At 37.9% G+C, this 18,185-nt stretch carries 14 protein-coding genes; 9 read left to right on the plus strand and 5 right to left on the minus strand.

Annotated features, from left to right (window positions below; all coding sequences use genetic code 11):
• The first annotated feature begins 208 nt into the window (after positions 1 to 208).
• Positions 209 to 934, plus strand: a complete 726-nt coding sequence (locus tag A9996_RS15290) for an alpha/beta fold hydrolase (protein ID WP_066436998.1) — start codon at positions 209 to 211, stop codon at positions 932 to 934.
• Positions 935 to 1,099: 165 nt separating this feature from the next.
• The gene (gene yihA, locus A9996_RS15295; protein WP_066437042.1) at positions 1,100 to 1,711 is read left to right on the plus strand and encodes a ribosome biogenesis GTP-binding protein YihA/YsxC; all 612 of its coding nucleotides are present in this window, start codon (positions 1,100 to 1,102) and stop codon (positions 1,709 to 1,711) included.
• An 84-nt stretch (positions 1,712 to 1,795) separates the two neighbouring features.
• Here the strand turns inward: yihA and A9996_RS15300 are convergent, their stop codons facing one another.
• On the minus strand, positions 1,796 to 3,994 hold the full coding sequence (locus A9996_RS15300; protein ID WP_066437044.1) for a carboxy terminal-processing peptidase: 2,199 nt from the start codon (positions 3,992 to 3,994) through the stop codon (positions 1,796 to 1,798).
• A gap of 188 nt (positions 3,995 to 4,182) precedes the next feature.
• Between A9996_RS15300 and surE the strand changes: the two genes are divergently transcribed.
• The 5 genes from surE to A9996_RS15325 all read left to right on the plus strand — a co-directional run bounded on the left by surE (position 4,183) and on the right by A9996_RS15325 (position 9,212).
• Positions 4,183 to 4,977 (plus strand): 5'/3'-nucleotidase SurE, encoded by a 795-nt coding sequence (gene surE / locus A9996_RS15305; RefSeq protein ID WP_066437000.1) that lies wholly within the window; start codon positions 4,183 to 4,185, stop codon positions 4,975 to 4,977.
• An 8-nt stretch (positions 4,978 to 4,985) separates the two neighbouring features.
• Complete coding sequence (locus A9996_RS15310; RefSeq protein ID WP_248912362.1) at positions 4,986 to 5,237, plus strand: hypothetical protein; 252 nt, start codon at positions 4,986 to 4,988, stop codon at positions 5,235 to 5,237.
• A gap of 54 nt (positions 5,238 to 5,291) precedes the next feature.
• A complete protein-coding gene (gene lpxB, locus A9996_RS15315; RefSeq protein WP_066437007.1) occupies positions 5,292 to 6,419 on the plus strand; it encodes a lipid-A-disaccharide synthase in 1,128 nt (375 codons plus the stop codon).
• 202 nt (positions 6,420 to 6,621) lie between these two features.
• Positions 6,622 to 7,143, plus strand: coding sequence for a C40 family peptidase (locus tag A9996_RS15320; RefSeq protein ID WP_066437010.1), 522 nt, complete (start codon positions 6,622 to 6,624; stop codon positions 7,141 to 7,143).
• 26 nt (positions 7,144 to 7,169) lie between these two features.
• Complete coding sequence (locus A9996_RS15325; protein ID WP_066437012.1) at positions 7,170 to 9,212, plus strand: ComEC/Rec2 family competence protein; 2,043 nt, start codon at positions 7,170 to 7,172, stop codon at positions 9,210 to 9,212.
• Between the two features lie 92 nt (positions 9,213 to 9,304).
• On the opposite strand, the gene A9996_RS15330 is transcribed toward A9996_RS15325, so the two are convergent.
• The 4 genes from A9996_RS15330 to A9996_RS15350 form a co-directional block, all read right to left on the minus strand.
• Positions 9,305 to 9,853: a thioredoxin family protein gene (locus A9996_RS15330; protein WP_066437016.1), complete on the minus strand. Its 549-nt coding sequence runs from the start codon at positions 9,851 to 9,853 to the stop codon at positions 9,305 to 9,307.
• A gap of 89 nt (positions 9,854 to 9,942) precedes the next feature.
• Positions 9,943 to 11,523 (minus strand): peptide MFS transporter, encoded by a 1,581-nt coding sequence (locus tag A9996_RS15335; protein ID WP_066437019.1) that lies wholly within the window; start codon positions 11,521 to 11,523, stop codon positions 9,943 to 9,945.
• A 12-nt stretch (positions 11,524 to 11,535) separates the two neighbouring features.
• Positions 11,536 to 13,269, minus strand: a complete 1,734-nt coding sequence (locus tag A9996_RS19690; protein WP_083993985.1) for a peptide MFS transporter — start codon at positions 13,267 to 13,269, stop codon at positions 11,536 to 11,538.
• Between the two features lie 44 nt (positions 13,270 to 13,313).
• The gene (locus A9996_RS15350; RefSeq protein WP_066437022.1) at positions 13,314 to 15,506 is read right to left on the minus strand and encodes a S9 family peptidase; all 2,193 of its coding nucleotides are present in this window, start codon (positions 15,504 to 15,506) and stop codon (positions 13,314 to 13,316) included.
• 148 nt (positions 15,507 to 15,654) lie between these two features.
• Here A9996_RS15350 and A9996_RS15355 point away from each other — a divergent pair, with 148 nt between their 5' ends.
• Both A9996_RS15355 and A9996_RS15360 read left to right on the plus strand, forming a co-directional pair.
• Complete coding sequence (locus A9996_RS15355) at positions 15,655 to 16,986, plus strand: hydroxymethylglutaryl-CoA reductase, degradative (RefSeq protein WP_066437025.1); 1,332 nt, start codon at positions 15,655 to 15,657, stop codon at positions 16,984 to 16,986.
• 165 nt (positions 16,987 to 17,151) lie between these two features.
• Positions 17,152 to 18,066 carry a GYDIA family GHMP kinase gene (locus A9996_RS15360; protein ID WP_066437028.1) on the plus strand — a complete coding sequence of 305 codons (915 nt, stop codon included), beginning with the start codon at positions 17,152 to 17,154 and terminating at the stop codon, positions 18,064 to 18,066.
• The last annotated feature ends 119 nt before the right edge of the window (positions 18,067 to 18,185 follow it).

Genomic DNA, 18,185 nt, shown 5'->3' on the forward strand with positions numbered 1-18,185 from the left:
TTAAAAATCAATAAGCATTTGTTTTTCAGAATATTAAAAAGTGGGAGAAAAGCCGTTTTTGGACTGTGAACCATTATTATGAAACTATTATTTCGAAACTGTCCAAAAAGAAATAAAATTTGAATGAAATAACTATATTTGTTTTCTATGCATAACTACTAACCATTAATGAGACACCTACTTAAAAAAAGAAAAAAATTACAATTATATTGAAGTTGGTGAAGGCAAACCCTTAATTATTCTTCATGGATTGATGGGCGGACTGAGTAATTTTGATGCTGTGTTGCGTTATTTTGGAGATAAAGGCTATAAAGTTATCATTCCTGAATTGCCTATCTATTCGATGTCTTTGCTAAAAACCAATGTGAGAAGCTTTGCAAAATATCTTCATGATTTTATAGCTTTTAAAGAGTTGGATGATGTTATTTTACTAGGAAATTCTTTAGGTGGACATATCGGACTTTACCACACAAAACTATATCCTGACAAAGTTAAGGCCCTCATTATCACAGGGAGTTCTGGTCTTTATGAAAGTGCCATGGGAGGTGGTTATACCAAACGAGGCGACTATGAAGTGATCAAAAAAAAGGCACAAGATGTATTTTATGATCCTGCAGTGGCCACCAAAGAAATTGTGGACGAGGTTTATGAAACAGTCAATGATAGAAATAAATTAATCAAAACCTTGGCTATTGCCAAAAGCGCTATCCGTCATAATATGGCCAAAGATTTACCTAAAATGGATTTGCCTGTATGCATTATTTGGGGTAGAAATGATAGTGTGACACCCCCTGAAGTTGCTGAGGAGTTCCAGCTACTTTTACCAGATTCTGAATTACATTGGATTGATAAATGTGGGCATGCCGCTATGATGGAGCATCCTGACGAATTCAACACCATACTTGCCGAATGGTTTGAAAGGCGCAAACTCTAAATCGTTTGATATTGGTTCGAATGTGGGAAGAGAGATAGACGGGTGACGGGTGACGGGTGACGGGTGACGGGTGACGGGTGACGGGTGACCGGTGATAAAATAGAAAAACTTTGCGTTCTTTGCAGCAATCTTCACGACCTTTGCGTTTAAAATCCAAATAAAATGATCATCAAAACTGCTGAATTTATAATGAGCAACTCCGAAGTGGCCAAGTGCCCTAAGGATATATTGCCAGAATATGCATTTATTGGTCGTAGTAATGTTGGCAAGTCGTCATTGATCAACATGCTGACCAACCATAAAAATTTAGCAAAAACTTCCGGCAGACCAGGAAAGACTCAACTTATCAACCATTTTTTGATCAATAAAAATTGGTTTCTTGTTGATTTACCAGGCTATGGTTACGCTCGTGTTTCAAAAACAGCAAAAAAGAAATTTCAAAAATTCATCACCGATTATTTTGAAAAACGGCAACAATTAGTGTCGGCATTTGTGCTTATAGACCTCCGTCACGAGCCTCAAAAAATCGATTTGGAATTCTTGGAATATATGGGAGAAAAAGGTATTCCGTTTTCAATAGTTTTCACCAAGGCTGACAAATTGAAACCTAAAGCTATAGTGCGTAATGCAGAAGCCTATATGCAAGAGCTTCTTAAAACTTGGGAAGAAACGCCGCATTACTTTATTACTTCATCAACATCCGCTGTTGGAAGGGACGAAGTGCTACATCATATTAACGTAACCAATCAGGAAATTAATGCTCTTAGAGAGCAGTAATTTTGTTATAGCTCAATAATAGAAGAAAAAAAATGCTCCAAAGTTTTTCTAACCTTGGAGCATTTTTTATTAGGTATTAAAAGATTACTCTTTTATGTTATTCGCAACTTCTTTAACCAAATACGAGGTTCTGAGATCGTTTAGCACATGAAGGGCTTCTTCAACATATACATCGTGGCTCAACGCCTCATGCCAGCGCTCACGCTTATCTCTTAACACACTATCTACAGCCATCAGCTTTTTTTCATAAGGCAAAGAACTAAAAGTCAGGTCTGTTTTATAATCCGTCAGTTTCTCAAATTGTTTTGCCTCTTCTTCATTTAATTTTAAGTTTGCTTTATAGCTGTCATAGTTAAGTGAATATTCTTCCTTATCCCTTATTTTTTTTACCCACTTTGCATTTTCATCTATGAGTTTCAACTGTTGGTTAGTAGAAGTTCGGGCCTTGCTATTATCTATCGCCTTTTTATAGTCTACATAGTTATCCCAGACGTTATAATCAGTAGCATCAATTTTATCATACGCTAATGGGTTATCCTGATTCTTTTCACCTAAGGCAATGTAACTGAAACGGTCTGGAACAACCACATCACTTTTAACGCCTTCCAACTGTGTGGAACCACCATTGATTCTATAGTATTTTTGGATGGTATATTTTAGAGCACCCATATCGCCGCTCGTATTATTTTTCAACATTCGGTTGAGGTCAAAAACGGTTTGTACGGTACCTTTTCCAAAAGTTTGTTTACTACCAATCACCAGAGCTCGTTTATAATCTTGCATTGCAGCAGCTAAAATTTCAGACGCTGAGGCTGAATTTTCATTCACTAAAATCACCAATGGCCCATCCCAAGAAATGGATTTGTCTTTATCACTCAACACCTCTTTTTGGCCTCCAGTAGTTTTAACCTGAACAATTGGTCCTTCTTTTATAAATAGACCAGCCATATCGATAACCGTTTGTAAAGAGCCTCCACCATTATTTCTAAGATCTAAAACCAACCCTTCGATATTCTCTTTCTTTAAGCGCTCTATCTCCAATTTTACATCAGTGGCGGCATTTCTTTTATTGTAGTCTTCCATATTGACATAAAATCCCGGAAGGTTGATCACCCCAAACTTCTTATTATCTTTGATAACCGTTGAAGATTTTGCATACATTTCTTCAAACTCTACCACATCTCTTGTAATGGTAACATCTTCAATAGTGCCGTCAACTCTTTTTACTGTTAAAATTACGTCTGTCCCTTTAGGGCCTTTAATTAATTTAACAGCATCTCTAAGGCGCATCCCAACCACATTTACAGAAGGTTCATCATCATCTTGTTTTACTTTGAGTATTTGATCTTCAACTTCCAATTTCTTTTGTTTCCATGCCGGACCTCCACTAATAATTTCAGAAATGGTAATCACATCCATTTTCTTTTCTAGTCGCGCACCAATGCCTTCAAATTTACCCGAAATATCCACATCAAAACGCTCTTTTTCTTCGGGCCCATAATAGAAGGTATGTGGATCAAACTCAGCAACAACGGCATTCAAATACACGGCAAACCAATCTTCACGTTGACGATCATCAATGTAATCATAAAGCTCATTTAAGGAGTTCAACGTCGTTTTGCGTGCTTCCTGCTCTAATTTAGATAACGGCTTTTTCTCTATGGATTCCTTTTTGTTCGTGGTTTCCGCTTCAATCGCCTCTCCTTCAACAGCTGTCATTTCCTGAACTTTTTTATTATTGGAAAATGTATTCTCTTGTTGTGAAATCAAATCATCATAATTGGCAATGGTAGAAAATTTAAGCTGTGTTCTCCAGCGCTCTTTCATTTCTTTCTTTGACTTAACATACTCCAATTTTTTGTACTCTGTATTGATATCTTCTTGAACATTATAATCAAAAGGGTCATCCAGCACACTTTTGTACATTGATTTTGATTCTTCCAAACGTTGCAATAAACGCTCGTGGGTAAGATTGAAAAATCCTAAATCATAGCTTTTCAACTGATCATCAATTTTATATTTATATGCTTCAAATTCCTTGATATCTGAAGCGTAAAAATATCTTTTGAAAGGATCAAGCTGATCCAAATAACTCTTAAAAACTTGCTCAGAGAATTCATCATTCAGATCTTTCGGACTGAAATGGCCTTCTTCAAGCACATAGGTTATCAATTGCATCAACAACTTATCCTTGTCTGGATCTTCAAATGTTTTAGTAGTAAAACTGCAGGACGCAAATGCCAACATAAGCGTCAATAATAAAATCTTATAATTCCTTTTCATGATGTCTTTCATAGGTTTTAGTGGCATAATTAAAGTCTTGTCACTTTAGACACGTTGTTATTAATTCACTAAAGTAAAAGAAAAAACCATGCCAATAAAACCATTGTCTACTAATTTTTTGTTAAACCTCCCATAATGGAAAAATAACGTCTAATTTATGTATTTTAGCAATCTAAACACATTGCTGAATGAAGAAGAAACCATTGATTTTAGTGACTAATGATGATGGTATTACAGCACCCGGACTACGCACTTTAATTGAAGTGATGAAGACCATTGGTGAGGTAGTCGTGGTTGCTCCGGATAGTCCGCAAAGTGCTATGGGACATGCCATTACCATTAATTCAACTTTATATGTAGAAGCGGTACACATTGACACTGGAGATCAAAAAGAATACAGCTGTTCCGGTACACCAGCCGATTGCGTAAAATTGGCAGTGAAGCAACTTTTGGGGCGGCGGCCTGACATTTGCGTCTCTGGCATCAATCATGGCTCCAATTCGTCCATCAACGTCATTTATTCAGGTACTATGAGTGCCGCTTTGGAAGCAGGTATTGAAGGGATTCCTGCCGTTGGTTTTTCATTATGCGATTATAAGTGGACCGCCAATTTTGAGGCCTGTAAGAGTTATGTCAAAACCATTGTTGAAAATGTATTGGAACACGGTTTACCAAATGGGGTGGTCTTGAATGTCAATATCCCTAATTTGGCTAAAGATGATATTAAAGGCATTAGAGTGTCCCGTCAAGCAAAAGCAAATTGGGAAGAAGAATTTGACAAACGCAAAAACCCACAAGGACGCGATTATTATTGGTTAACCGGCAAATTTGTCAATTTAGATAATGGCGAAGATACAGATGAATGGGCTTTGGAACATGGGTATGTATCCGTTGTGCCAGTTCAGTTTGATCTTACCGCCCACCATTGCATACAGAACTTAAACTCTTGGAATTTAAATGAATTAAAAAAGAAGTATTTATAGGATTTTTAGTGGGTGTGATCGCCAACGCCATCGGATTTATTATCGCGATTGTTATTTTTGGAAACGGTGAAGACATGACCACAGCATTCAAACAATCTTTGGCGCAAGGTTTATTCAGTAAATTGGTCAGCATGGGTGCCATCCTTAATCTTGTGGTATTTTTCCTTTTTCTGAAACAAAAGCGCGATTACCGTGCCCGAGGCGTTATACTGGCTACGATTACCGTTACCATTGTTACGTTTATATTAAATTATAGATAAGAACGACATATAACCTTTATCTTTTTCACGCATTATAAACGGCACTCTCAATACATGAAATACTATATCATTGCTGGCGAAGCTTCTGGAGATTTACATGGCGCCAACCTTATGAAAGCTTTACAAAGACAGGATGTCAATGCCCAGTTTAGGTTTTGGGGTGGCGACTTGATGCAAAATGTCAGTGAGACACTAGTAAAGCATTATCGCGACTTGGCTTTTATGGGATTTTTGGAAGTGGTCATGAACTTAAAAACCATTACCCAAAATCTTGCCTTTTGCAAAAAAGACATTGAAAAGTACTCGCCCGATGTCATTATTTTCATTGACTATCCCGGCTTTAACTTACGTATTGCAAAATGGGCAAAAGAAAAAGGCTTTAGGACCCATTATTATATTTCTCCGCAAATTTGGGCTTGGAAAGAAAATAGAATCCATGCCATCAAACGCGATGTTGACCACATGTACGTCATCCTACCTTTTGAAAAATCGTATTACGAAGACAAACACGACTATCCCGTTGAGTTTGTGGGCCACCCCCTTATTGACGCTATTTCCGATAGAACGCAAGTGAGTGAATATGATTTTAGAGCACAACACGCACTTTCAGACAAACCAATTATAGCGCTATTACCTGGTAGCAGAAAACAGGAAATTCGTAAAATGCTTGCTGTAATGCTCAGTGTTGTCAAAGACTTTGAAGAGTATCAGTTTGTGATTGCAGGAGCGCCGAGTCAGGACTATGAGTTTTATAGCACGTTCATCAAAAAGGAAAATGTATCCTTTGTCAATAATATGACCTATGATCTTTTAAGTTTGGCAACGGCCGCTTTGGTTACTTCAGGAACTGCCACTTTGGAAACCGCATTGTTTAAAGTCCCAGAAGTAGTTTGCTACAAAGGGAGTTGGTTGTCCTATCAAATTGCGAAACGCGTGATCAAATTAGACTACATTTCTTTGGTCAATTTGATTATGGATAAACCTGTGGTGACGGAACTGATCCAAGATGATTTTAATACCAAGCGTTTAAAAAAGGAGTTGGAAAACATTCTCAAAACTGAGAAGCGTGAAGCGCTTTTTATGGAATATTTTGAGTTGGAAAAGAAACTAGGTGGGAAAGGCGCAAGCAGAAAGACGGCAAGTTTGATTTATAAACATGTAAAAAATGACCGCGCACACTAAGTTGCAAATCGGCCAAAATCCTATAGCAGTTTATTAAAATGGGAACAGTATAAGGTAGTCTACTTTTTATACTATTACATACCATATATCAGGCATCACAAGAACAGGGATCAAACACCTCACTTTTGTAATCTTTAATATATTGCGCAATAGTGGCTTCGTTTTCCAATAAATTAATATTTTTATCAAAAATTACCTTGAAATGAAAAAGATTGCCCTAATCCTTCTTCTCTTGGTCGTGTTTAGTAGCTGTAAATCCTCTAAACGAGTGGTCACTACCAAATCAAAGACTGAAAAAATTGATTCAAGATCACATAGATCAGGATCAAATTCCACAAACGCCCAAGCCGACAATGTTGTGGACTATGCCCTAAAATTTGATGGCGTGAGATACAAATACGGGGGTACTACAAAAAAAGGGATGGATTGCTCTGGCCTCGTTGTGACCTCCTTTGACAGTGAGAATATTGCGTTGCCAAGAACCACAGGCGACTTGTCAGTAACTGGAGATTGGGTTGATTTAAAGGAAGTAGACAAAGGCGATCTCTTATTTTTTGCCACAAGAAGGAACAGCAGAGACGTTAATCACGTTGGGATTGTTACGTCTGCAAGAGAAGGGTTTGTTGAATTTATCCACGCCAGCACCAGTAGCGGCGTGATAATTTCCAACTTGGCCGAAAAATATTGGTACTTTGCCTTTGTTCAGGCCAGACGCGTTCTATAACACTAATTTTTAGTAACTTAGAGCGCATGAAATTACTCAATTTTGCGCTCATCAAGATTACTGGTTGTCTTATTGCGGGGATTATATTTATACACTATTTTGAACTCCAGATCAAAGTCACTCTTGTGGCAGTTGGTATGCTTCTCATTAGTTTATCGGGATTTTTGATTGTCGAGAAAGGACGTTGGGTAAAGTCCAACGGATTTGGAATACTGGCATTGTTCACGTTCTTTGTTATTGGTATATTGACCTATCAACTCCATGATCAAAAAACTTTTAAAACTCATTACACACAACACATTGACCCGGCTAAAGATTCGATAGAAACAATTACTTTTCGCATTAGGGAAGTGCTCAAACCTAGCGCGTATCATAATAAATATAGTGTTGACATTTTAAAAATCAACAATCAATCACTAAGTGGAAAAACGCTTTTAAACGTCCAAAAAGACAGTCTTTCAAGCCCCTTCAAAGTAGATGATGTCTTCCTTGATTCCTCAAACTTAGTAGAGCTGAGCCCTCCTTTAAATCCAGACCAGTTTGATTATAAAGCCTATCTCCAAAAACAATACATCTACCATCAAGTTTTCTCAGACCACCAACATCTTTTAAAGCTTTCCTCAAATACACAGACGTTTTTTGGTTATGCCGCAAACTTGCGCCGAACGATCAACACAAAGCTAAAATCAAAAAATTTCAAACCTGATGAATTGGCACTCATCAATGCTTTATTGTTAGGACAACGGCAAGATATCAGTCCAGAAATTTATGACAGCTATACCAAAGCGGGCGCCATTCATATCCTTGCGGTTTCGGGCTTGCATGTTGGGATTATTTTGCTACTACTAAATTCATTATTCAAACCATTGGAATATCTACGCCATGGTAAGATTATAAAAACCGTCGTGCTTGTATTAATGTTATGGAGCTTTGCCATTATCGCCGGATTATCAGCATCAGTGACTAGGGCTGTGATGATGTTCAGTATTGTGGCTATTGGGATGAATTTGAAAAGTCCTTCCAACATTTATAATACCTTGGTCATTTCTATGCTTTTTCTGTTGCTTTTTAAGCCGCTATTCCTATTTGACGTCGGGTTTCAAATGAGTTATTTGGCGGTTTTGGCAATTGTGAGCATTCAACCATCACTTGTAAAATTATGGCTGCCAAAATTCAAACCTCTAAATAAATTATGGCAGATATTTACGGTAACACTGGCAGCGCAATTAGGTGTTGTACCCATTAGTCTGTTTTATTTCCATCAATTTCCAGGCTTGTTCTTCATATCCAATTTAGTAATTATCCCAGTACTAGGAATTATTTTAGGCCTTGGTATTCTGGTGATTTTTTTAGGACTGATCAATTTTCTTCCTACTTGGCTAGCTGATTTGTATGGCGGCATGATCAGTATAATGAATAGCTTTGTGCGATGGATCTCACAACAGGAACGTTTTGTTTTCCAGGATGTCTCCTTCGGATTGCTGCAGGTATTTACGGCCTATCTTTTAATCGTAACGTTCTTGCTCTTATTCAAAAAGCAAAATTTTAAACGTTTGACCATAGCGATGATTGCTGTCTTGATCTTTCAATCAGTTTTAATTTTTGATAAGAACAAGAACCAAACCGAAGCCTTTATAGTCTTCCATAAAAGCAGATACAGTATGATGGGCATCAAAAAGAACGCCACCATGACCGTGTTGCACAACTTGGACAGCTCCATCTATTCCAGAGACAATGTGACTAGAAATTTTAAAGTTGGTAACGCGCTAACAGCTATAAAACAGGATACCTTACAAAGCATCTACATCTTCAACAACCAGAAAATCTTAGTGGTGGACAGTTCAGGAGTTTACAAGTTACCGCAATTTCAACCGAAGTATGTGGTGTTGAGGAATTCTCCAAAAATCAATCTGACACGCTTATTGGAGACTATCAAACCTACATTGATTATAGCAGATGGCAGCAATTATAAATCCTATCTCGAACGCTGGGAAGCGAGTTGTATTAAACAAAACGTACCCTTCCACTTGACCAGTAGAGAGGGCGCTTTTGTACTAAAAAAGGATTAAATGAATTTGAATGCGATGTTTTGTTGCTGGAAGAGATCGCAGATTGACATACAAATATTACAATTTGGCAACTCCCAACTTTACAACTCAACTTACCCCTTAAATTCTGGTTTAAAGGCGGAGTAATAGGTGTTAAAATCTTCTTGGGTTTTCATTTCCTTATGTTTATCATTCTGGAACATTTTTAGATAAAGTTCCAATTGTTGTGGATTTTGATAGCCTCTGACAGGAAAAATCATGTCGCCATTTTCATCAAAAAATACGATTGTTGGATAGGCATTTACTTGAAGCGCATGTGTTAAATCATGTACACTATTTCTTCGGCTGGCCATTTCTGCCTTGTAGCCTTTATTTGCGTAGCTGTTGCCTTTATAGTTGATGACCTCATTGCCCTCTGCATCAAATTTCACAGCATAATAATTGTCATTGACATATTTGGCCACATCAGGATTTTGAAATGTGTTTCTATCTAACATTTTACAAGGACCACACCAGTTGGTGTACACGTCCATCATAATTTTTTTAGGATTCTTTTTTTGAAGGGCGAGTGCCTCTTCAAAAGTGACCCATTTTATTTGTTGTCCCATACTGTTGAAGGCTATAAACATCGTCAACACCATTAACAATCCAAATCTTTTCATAATCCTATTTTTTTTGCAAATCTAAGTTTAAACTACAAAAAATGCTCCAAAAGCGGAGCATTTCACGTTTATTTAACTATTTGAAGATTTTATCTCACACCGTGCATGAGTTTGTTCATGATTGGCGTTAAGGCCATTACAATAAGTCCGGCGATAATAGGTATTATTGTGAAAATCAAAAAGAACGTACTCATATCATATGAAGCTGAGATTTTATCAATCATTCCACCCATTTCTCCAGCAGCTTTATTACCAAGGCCAACAGCAATATACCAGAGCCCAAACATAAGTCCTATTTTACCTGCTGGCACTAACTTACTTACATAGGACAATCCTACAGGTGATAAGGATAGCTCGCCTAAAGTATGCAGTAGGTAGGCTAAAATTAACCAAATCATACTCACAGAAGCTGTTTGAGCACCTTGTTGAATTGATGCAGAGCCATAGGCAAGAATGCCAAATCCTAAGCCTAACAATACCAAACCTATTCCAAATTTAACTGAAGCAGGAGGATTGTATTTGCTCTCCCAGATTTTGGAGACCAATGGTGCAAAAGCGATGATATAGAATGAGTTCAAAATTGAAAACCACGATGCAGGAACTTCCGTGCCAATGGTATTGAATTGATTATATAACATCCAAATGACAATTCCCCAAATAATTGCAAAACTTGTCCCTAACGATATATTTGAGAGGGCGTATTTTTTAAAAGTTATTTGAAACAGTTTAAATAGCACATAAGTTATGATCATCAAAGGCACTATGGTAAGCAACGTATTTGCTATTCTGAAAATATCGGCACTGCTACCAATGAGCAATCGATCCGTATAATCTGCCGCAAATATCGTCATTGAACCACCTGCCTGTTCAAATGCTGCCCAAAAGAAAATGGTGAAAAAAGCTAATATCCCAACGACTATATACCTATCACGTTGAACATTGGAAGGTACTTTCTGCTGGACTACTTGCTCCTGAACGTCTTTATCATGAACAATCGCATCGTTATATTCTATAGTTTTGGATGGTGACAAACCTATGCTTCCAAAAATGCCTTGTGCCAACCAAAATTGTAACATTCCTAAAAACATGAATACCCCAGCCAAACCAAATCCGTAATGCCAGCCAACGGTTTCACCTATATATCCGCATAATAGGATACCAAGGAAAGCACCAGCATTCACGCCCATATAGAAAATAGTAAAGGCGCCATCTTTTTTGTCTTGGGCATTTACATAAATACCACTAATGATAGAGGTGATGTTTGGTTTAAATAGACCATTTCCAGCAACCAAAAGACCAATACCAACATACAAACTCCAAGGGGTGTCAAACGCCATTGCGGCATGACCTAAAGTCATGATCAGCGCACCAATTGCAACGGCTTTTCTATATCCTAAATATTTATCAGCTAAGAACCCACCAATTATTGGAGAAAAATAAACAAGCATGGTGTAGGTACCATAAAGTCCCAATGCTTCTTCTCTTGACCATGCCCAGCCCCCTTCTAAAACAGAGCGTGTTAAGAAAAGCACAAGAATGGCACGCATTCCATAATATGAAAAACGTTCCCACATTTCTGTAAAAAACAGCACAAACAAGCCAGAAGGATGGCCCATTAATAATTTACTGTTCATTTCAGACCCTTCGAATCTAAACTTTGTCGTGTTCATAGCGTACTACTACTACTTATTGATGTCTGGATCTCCCAATTCATAATTTTCTTGCTCTTTTATTTCTCTTTCATTATCCTCAGCACCGTGAGTCAAACGTTTTAAAGGTTTTAATAGCGCTAAGACTAAGATTCCAAAGAGAACTGTGAAAATTGTAATTCCAGAAAACACAGCATATTCGCCATACTCAGATGCATTTTCTCCCAAAATACCAGCGACCTTGTTGCCCAAACCTGTTGCGGCAAAATAAACACCCATCATCAACGATGCATATTTTACAGGCGCCAATTTGGTTATAAAAGATAAGGCCACAGGAGAAGAACACAATTCACCAATAGTGTGGAACAAATAGGCAAAAACCAACCAATACATAGCAGAACTACCGTTCGCATTGTATTCTTTAGCAGCAAAAATCATAAATACAAAGCCCAAGCCCATGATCATGGTACCAATAGCCATTTTGAATAAAGAGGAAGCCTCTTTACCTTTTAGTTTTCGTTTCGCCCAATACCCCGCAACAAGCGTTGCGAAAATGATAATGAAACCAGCATTTAAAGACTGAAACCATGTTGCAGGAATTTCAAATGGGTTAGTTACGAACAGGTATTTTTTTAGAACGAAAAACAATATAGCTGCCAAAGCTGCTCCAGCCATCCAATAGGTATAGCTTTTTTTTCCTTTAACCAATTGATAAACACCTTTCAATGCAAAAATTCCAATTACTATATAAAAGAAGATATTGATATTATATAGGGAAGTCATTCTGTCCGTATTTTGTTTGGTATAAATACTCATCAATCCTCCAGCTTGCTCAAAGGCTCCCCAAAATACAATCACAATAAGAAATGATAACAATAACACCAAAAATCTATCTTTAAGAATTTGTGTATTCAAATTTTTATAAATCATCATCAACACACCTGCAACCAATGCGATAAATATATAGAGTGCAGTATAGCCCCAATTGTCAATCCCATCATAAGTAAAACCCGCGTAAATTGCATAAGCACAAATTAACACCACAACCCCTAACTGTAAAGGGGATTTGGATAAATTTGAGAATAACCTCACCAAGGAAACATCGTCTTTCTTTTCTTGTTCTGTTGGTTTATTACCTACATGAACCAAATATTTTTGACCATATAAATAAACTGCTAATCCGAAAAGCATGGCGATACCTGCCAGCCCAAATCCGTAGTGCCAACCTATTTCTTCGCCAACATACCCCACGATAAAAGTTGCTAGCAAAGATCCTAAATTGATGCCAATATAAAAGATGCTAAATCCTTTGTCACGTCTTATATCGCCTTCTTTGTATAACCCTCCAACCATAGTTGAGATATTAGGCTTGAGTAAACCAACTCCTAAAATTATTAAAGCTAATCCGGTATAAAAAGCCCACATTTGATCAAAAGCCAGAATTCCGTGGCCCGCAACTAAAATTAGGGCGCCATAAAGCACTGCTTTTTTCTGTCCAAAAACTTTGTCAGCTAGCATGCCTCCCGGTATGGACATCACGTAAACCAGCATTGTATACCATCCGTACAGCATAATAGACTGTGAATCCAACCATCCTAATCCTGGATTGTCAGCTGTGGTTTTCTGAACTAAATAAAGGGTTAATAATGCTCTCATTCCATAGTAAGAGAAACGTTCCCACATCTCTGTAAAAAACAAGATGTAAAGCCCAACGGGATGACCCCAAAGTTCTCTTTTACTGGGTTGTAATGATACTGTTGTTGACATATAAATTAAGTATTAGTTAGCTCGTTATGTGTTCTTGGAGAAAATTAGTTGTTTGCTTCAATTTTATCGCCCAGTGTACGATCAATAAAATTGGTCATTTTGGTGTATAAATGTAATCTGGTATTGCCACCATAAATACCATGATTGTTATCAGGATAAATCATCCATTCAAACTGTTTATTTGCTTGTATCAAAGCCTCAATCATACGGAAACTGTTTTGGACATGGACATTATCATCCCCCGAGCCATGGATCAATAAAAAGTCGCCTTTTAATTTATCAACATGGTTGATTGGTGAATTGTCATCATATCCTGAGGCATTTTCTTGTGGTGTGGTCATGTAGCGCTCTGTGTAAATGGTATCATAAAAACGCCAGCTGGTTACTGGTGCTACTGCAATGGCCATTTTGAAAACATCATTCCCTTTAAATAGTGCATTACTGCTCATAAATCCGCCATAACTCCAGCCCCAAATACCTATCCGCTCTGCATCAATATAAGCTCTAGAGCCTAACTGTTTTGCTGCATCAATTTGATCTTCCACTTCATATTTTCCCAATTCATTTTGAGTTACCTTCTTAAAATCAGCGCCTTTAAATCCTGTTCCCCTAGCGTCTACACAAGCCACAATATAGCCTTTTTGAGCTAAGAAATAATACCAATAATCATTGGCGCCGTTCCACGTGTTACTGACAGATTGAGACCCTGGGCCTGAATATTGGAACATGAATAACGGATAGGTTTTTGTAGCATCAAAATCTGTTGGTTTGATCATCCACATGTTCAAATCATTCCCATTAACTGCAATGGTGCTGAATTCTTTTTTAGGGAGGTCATAGGCTTCCAACGTATTCTCTAAAGCCGAATTATCTTTGATCACTTTTACGAGTTTTCCATCTTTGGCAGTATGCAAGGTATATTCTGGTGCTGTGGTAGCGCTTGAATACGTATTGATGAAATAAGTAAAATCTGTACTGAAATCGGCCGAATTTGTGCCTTCCTTCTGTGTCAATCGTTTCTTATCCTTCCCATTAATTTTAATGGCATACACATCTCTATTGATGGATCCATTTTCTACCGACTGATAAAAAACAGTGTTGTTTTTCTCATCAAACCCATAATAGGTAGTCACTTCCCATGGGCCTTTGGTCACCTGATTGATCAGTTTGCCTTCTTTTGAATAGTGATAGATATGATTGTAACCATCCTTTTCTGAAGTCCAGATGAAGCTATTATCTTTTAAGAATGTCAAATTATCGGTCACATCAATATAGGCCTTATCTTTTTCTTCCAGAACCAAATTAGCCGTCATATCATTGGCGTTAATCAGCCATAAATCGAGCTCATTTTGATGTCTGTTGATATATTGTGCACTTAGGACATCTGGACTGTTGGTCCATTTGATCCGCGGGATATAAAAATCAGAATATGCCTTTGACACCTCAACATCCTTAATCTTTTTTGATTTCAAATCATACATATGAAGCGACACAATAGCATTGGCCTCTCCCGCTTTAGGATACTTAAAAACAGATTGCTCAGGATACAAAGCCGTACCGTACATGTCCATGGAGAACTCAGGCACTTCAGTTTCATCAAAACGGATAAAAGCTAAATAGGTGCCGTCAGCATTCCATTCAAAGGCACGCACAAAGGAAAATTCCTCTTCATAGACCCAATCCGTAATACCGTTAATGATTTTATTTTTCTCGCCATCAAAAGTAATTTGGGTGGTTTGATTGTTTTCAAAATCTTTGATATACAGATTATTGTTAAGTCCGTAGGCCACTTTTGTTCCATCTGGAGATAGGGTTGGCTCTTGTATTTTTTGATCGGCAATTTTTACCAACGTCTTGCTTTTAATGTCATACACATAGAACACCCCCAGCGTTGACCGACGGAAAATAGGTTCAACTGCAGTAGCCAAAATGATTTTACTTTCATCCTTGCTAAACGTGTAGTTTGAAAAATTGCTTATGGATTCCATATCAGAGGAACTTACCAACGTTTCAACTTTAGACAAGGTTTTGTAATCATAGACGTCTATGGTTGTGGACCCCTTTTCATTGTTGAGCACGGCGTACTGTTTTCCGTTATTCATGGAATGCAAAGACTGGATTCCTTGGGTTCTAAAGGTGCCATTCCAGATGGCATCGAGGGTAATTTCCTTGTTTTGCGCTGAGGCTAAAACAGTTACTAAAAAACAGACAAATAAGGAACTTTTTAAATACTTCATTAAGGGTTTTATTTCTGATAAAAATGCTGTCAAGTTTACTAAAAATAATGCAAAAACGCTAACCTTTAATAGTTAAAAACTCAAAGCTATTATTTGTGGCTTTATATTCATGACAAGAATAGTATCTTTGCATTTATAAACTTTCCTTATGCGTAAACCAATTAAAGGCTTTTCCAAACTATCCAAATTAGACAAAATTGAATGGATTGCTAGCACTTATTTTAAAGATGCAGATGCCGCAAAACAAGCCATCAAACAATATTGGAATACCGACCAAAAGCTACAGCAGCTTCATGATGAATTTATTGAAAACACCATCACAAATTATTACTTGCCATTTGGTGTGGCCCCCAATTTTTTGATCAATGGTAAATTGTACACCATCCCTATGGCTATTGAAGAAAGCTCAGTGGTGGCTGCCGCTAGTAAGTCGGCTAAATTTTGGTTGGACCGTGGCGGATTTAAAACGGAAGTCTTATCCACCACAAAAATTGGCCAGGTCCATTTTATGTACCATGGAAGTTTTGACAAACTGCAAAAATTTTTTAAAACAATAAAGCATAAGCTTATTGAAGATTCCCAGCACATCACCAAAAGCATGAAAAAACGTGGTGGTGGTATTTTGGATATCATGTTGAGGGACAAATCTGAAAGCTTAAAAGACTATTATCAGCTCCATGCCACCTTTGAAACCATGGATGCCATGGGCGCCAATTTTATCAACTCGTGCTTAGAGCAGTTTGCAAAAACATTTAAAACGGAAGCGCTTCATTTTGAGGAATTCTCAGAAGCTGAAAGCCACATCCAAATAGTCATGAGCATTTTATCCAACTATGTGCCCGACTGTTTGGTAAGAGTTGAAGTATCCTGCCCTGTTAAAGACCTGAACGAAGACTCAGGTATAGCTTCAGAGGAGTTTGCCCATAAATTTGTGCAGGCGGTAAAGATTGCTGAAATAGAACCTTATAGAGCCGTCACCCATAATAAAGGCATTATGAACGGGATAGATGCCGTGGTGCTCGCTACAGGAAATGACTTTAGAGCGGTTGAAGCCGGTGTCCATGCCTATGCTTCACGCAACGGAACCTACAGTAGCCTTTCTCATGCTGAGATCTCAGATGGCGTGTTCAAATTTTGGATGGAAATCCCTCTGGCCCTTGGCACTGTAGGTGGGTTGACCACGTTGCACCCTTTGGTTAAAGTGGCCTTAGAGATGTTGGATCACCCTACCGCAAAAGAGCTGATGCAGATTGTAGCGGCGGCAGGATTGGCGCAAAATTTTGCGGCCTTACGCTCATTAACCACAACAGGAATTCAGGAAGGCCATATGAAAATGCATTTGATGAACATGCTCAACCAGCTCAATGCCACGGGTAAAGAGAAAGAAAAAATCATCGCTCATTTTAAAAGTAACATTGTCACACATAGCTCGGTAGAGGCCGCGTTGAGCAACCTTAGGTTATTGGCAAATGAGGATTGAAGTCCCATCTGCCCGCGTAGTTTTGCGTAGCCATAAACACTGAAGACTGCCGTCTGATGACGGATGACGGATGAGTGATGACGGATGACGGATGACGGATGACTGATGACTGATGACTGAAGACTGAAGACTGCAGACTGCAGACTGAACACTAAACACAAAACATTGAAACCTAACACATTTTACAGCAACGGTAAATTACTCATCACAGGCGAATACCTTATTTTAGATGGCGCATTGGCATTGGCCATACCCACTTCATATGGACAATCCCTTACGGTGGAACCAATTCAAGAACACCAAATAAAATGGGAAAGTTATGATCATCTCGGACATTTATGGTTTGAGACCACGCTATCTTTAAACGAGAACTTTAGAAATTTAAAAACTACTGACACCCCTATCAATGAACGTTTGCTGCAAATTATGAGGGCAGTCAAAAAATACAATCCCAATTTCTTAAACGAAGACGGCGGTGTTAAGGTGAAAACTCAAGCAGATTTTCCGAGAAATTGGGGATTAGGAACCTCCTCTACCTTAATCAATAATATGGCCCAATGGGCAAAACTTGATGCCTATAAATTACTTGAAGACACGTTTGGTGGCAGTGGTTATGATATTGCCTGTGCACAACATAATTCACCACTTACCTATCAACTTGAAACAACCGGAAGAACGATCATTGAACGTGATTTCAATCCGGAATTTAAACAACACTTGTATTTTGTCTTTTTAAATAAAAAACAAAATAGTAGAGAGGGCATTGCTTCTTACCAAAATAACAAAAGCAACATCCATTTGGCACTTTCTGAGGTCAATGCGATTACGAACGATATGATTGGCTGCACTACTTTAGAAACATTTCAGTATTTAATGCAAAGCCATGAGCGCATTATTTCAAAAATCATCAAACAGCAACCTGTCAAGGAGATGCTTTTTAAGGATTTTAAAGGCAGCATCAAAAGCCTTGGTGCGTGGGGAGGTGATTTTGTTATGGTGGCGTCAGAAGACAATCCGGAAGCCTATTTTGGAAGGAAAGGGTTTGATACTATCATTCCGTATACAAGCATGATCTTGTAGAAGATTACAATCCTGTGGATCAAAAACCCAAAAAAAGAAAGTAACTTAAATTAATACTTCTTTTTATTACTATTATTTAGTAAACTAACTAAGTAAATAGTAGCTCTGTTGTCTATTAA

Origin of the sequence: Gelidibacter algens, assembly GCF_001678675.1 — a bacterium.
Classification (GTDB): Bacteria; Bacteroidota; Bacteroidia; order Flavobacteriales; family Flavobacteriaceae; genus Gelidibacter; species Gelidibacter algens.

Coding starts and splice junctions, on each gene's coding strand:
- A9996_RS15300 (WP_066437044.1), bottom strand. CDS start 3,994: ATGAAAAGGAATTATAAGATTTTATTATTGACGCTTATGTTGGCATTT.
- A9996_RS19690 (WP_083993985.1), bottom strand. CDS start 13,269: ATGTCAACAACAGTATCATTACAACCCAGTAAAAGAGAACTTTGGGGT.
- A9996_RS15355 (WP_066437025.1), top strand. CDS start 15,655: ATGCGTAAACCAATTAAAGGCTTTTCCAAACTATCCAAATTAGACAAA.
- A9996_RS15325 (WP_066437012.1), top strand. CDS start 7,170: ATGAAATTACTCAATTTTGCGCTCATCAAGATTACTGGTTGTCTTATT.
- surE (WP_066437000.1), top strand. CDS start 4,183: ATGAAGAAGAAACCATTGATTTTAGTGACTAATGATGATGGTATTACA.
- A9996_RS15330 (WP_066437016.1), bottom strand. CDS start 9,853: ATGAAAAGATTTGGATTGTTAATGGTGTTGACGATGTTTATAGCCTTC.
- A9996_RS15335 (WP_066437019.1), bottom strand. CDS start 11,523: ATGAACACGACAAAGTTTAGATTCGAAGGGTCTGAAATGAACAGTAAA.
- A9996_RS15320 (WP_066437010.1), top strand. CDS start 6,622: ATGAAAAAGATTGCCCTAATCCTTCTTCTCTTGGTCGTGTTTAGTAGC.
- lpxB (WP_066437007.1), top strand. CDS start 5,292: ATGAAATACTATATCATTGCTGGCGAAGCTTCTGGAGATTTACATGGC.
- A9996_RS15350 (WP_066437022.1), bottom strand. CDS start 15,506: ATGAAGTATTTAAAAAGTTCCTTATTTGTCTGTTTTTTAGTAACTGTT.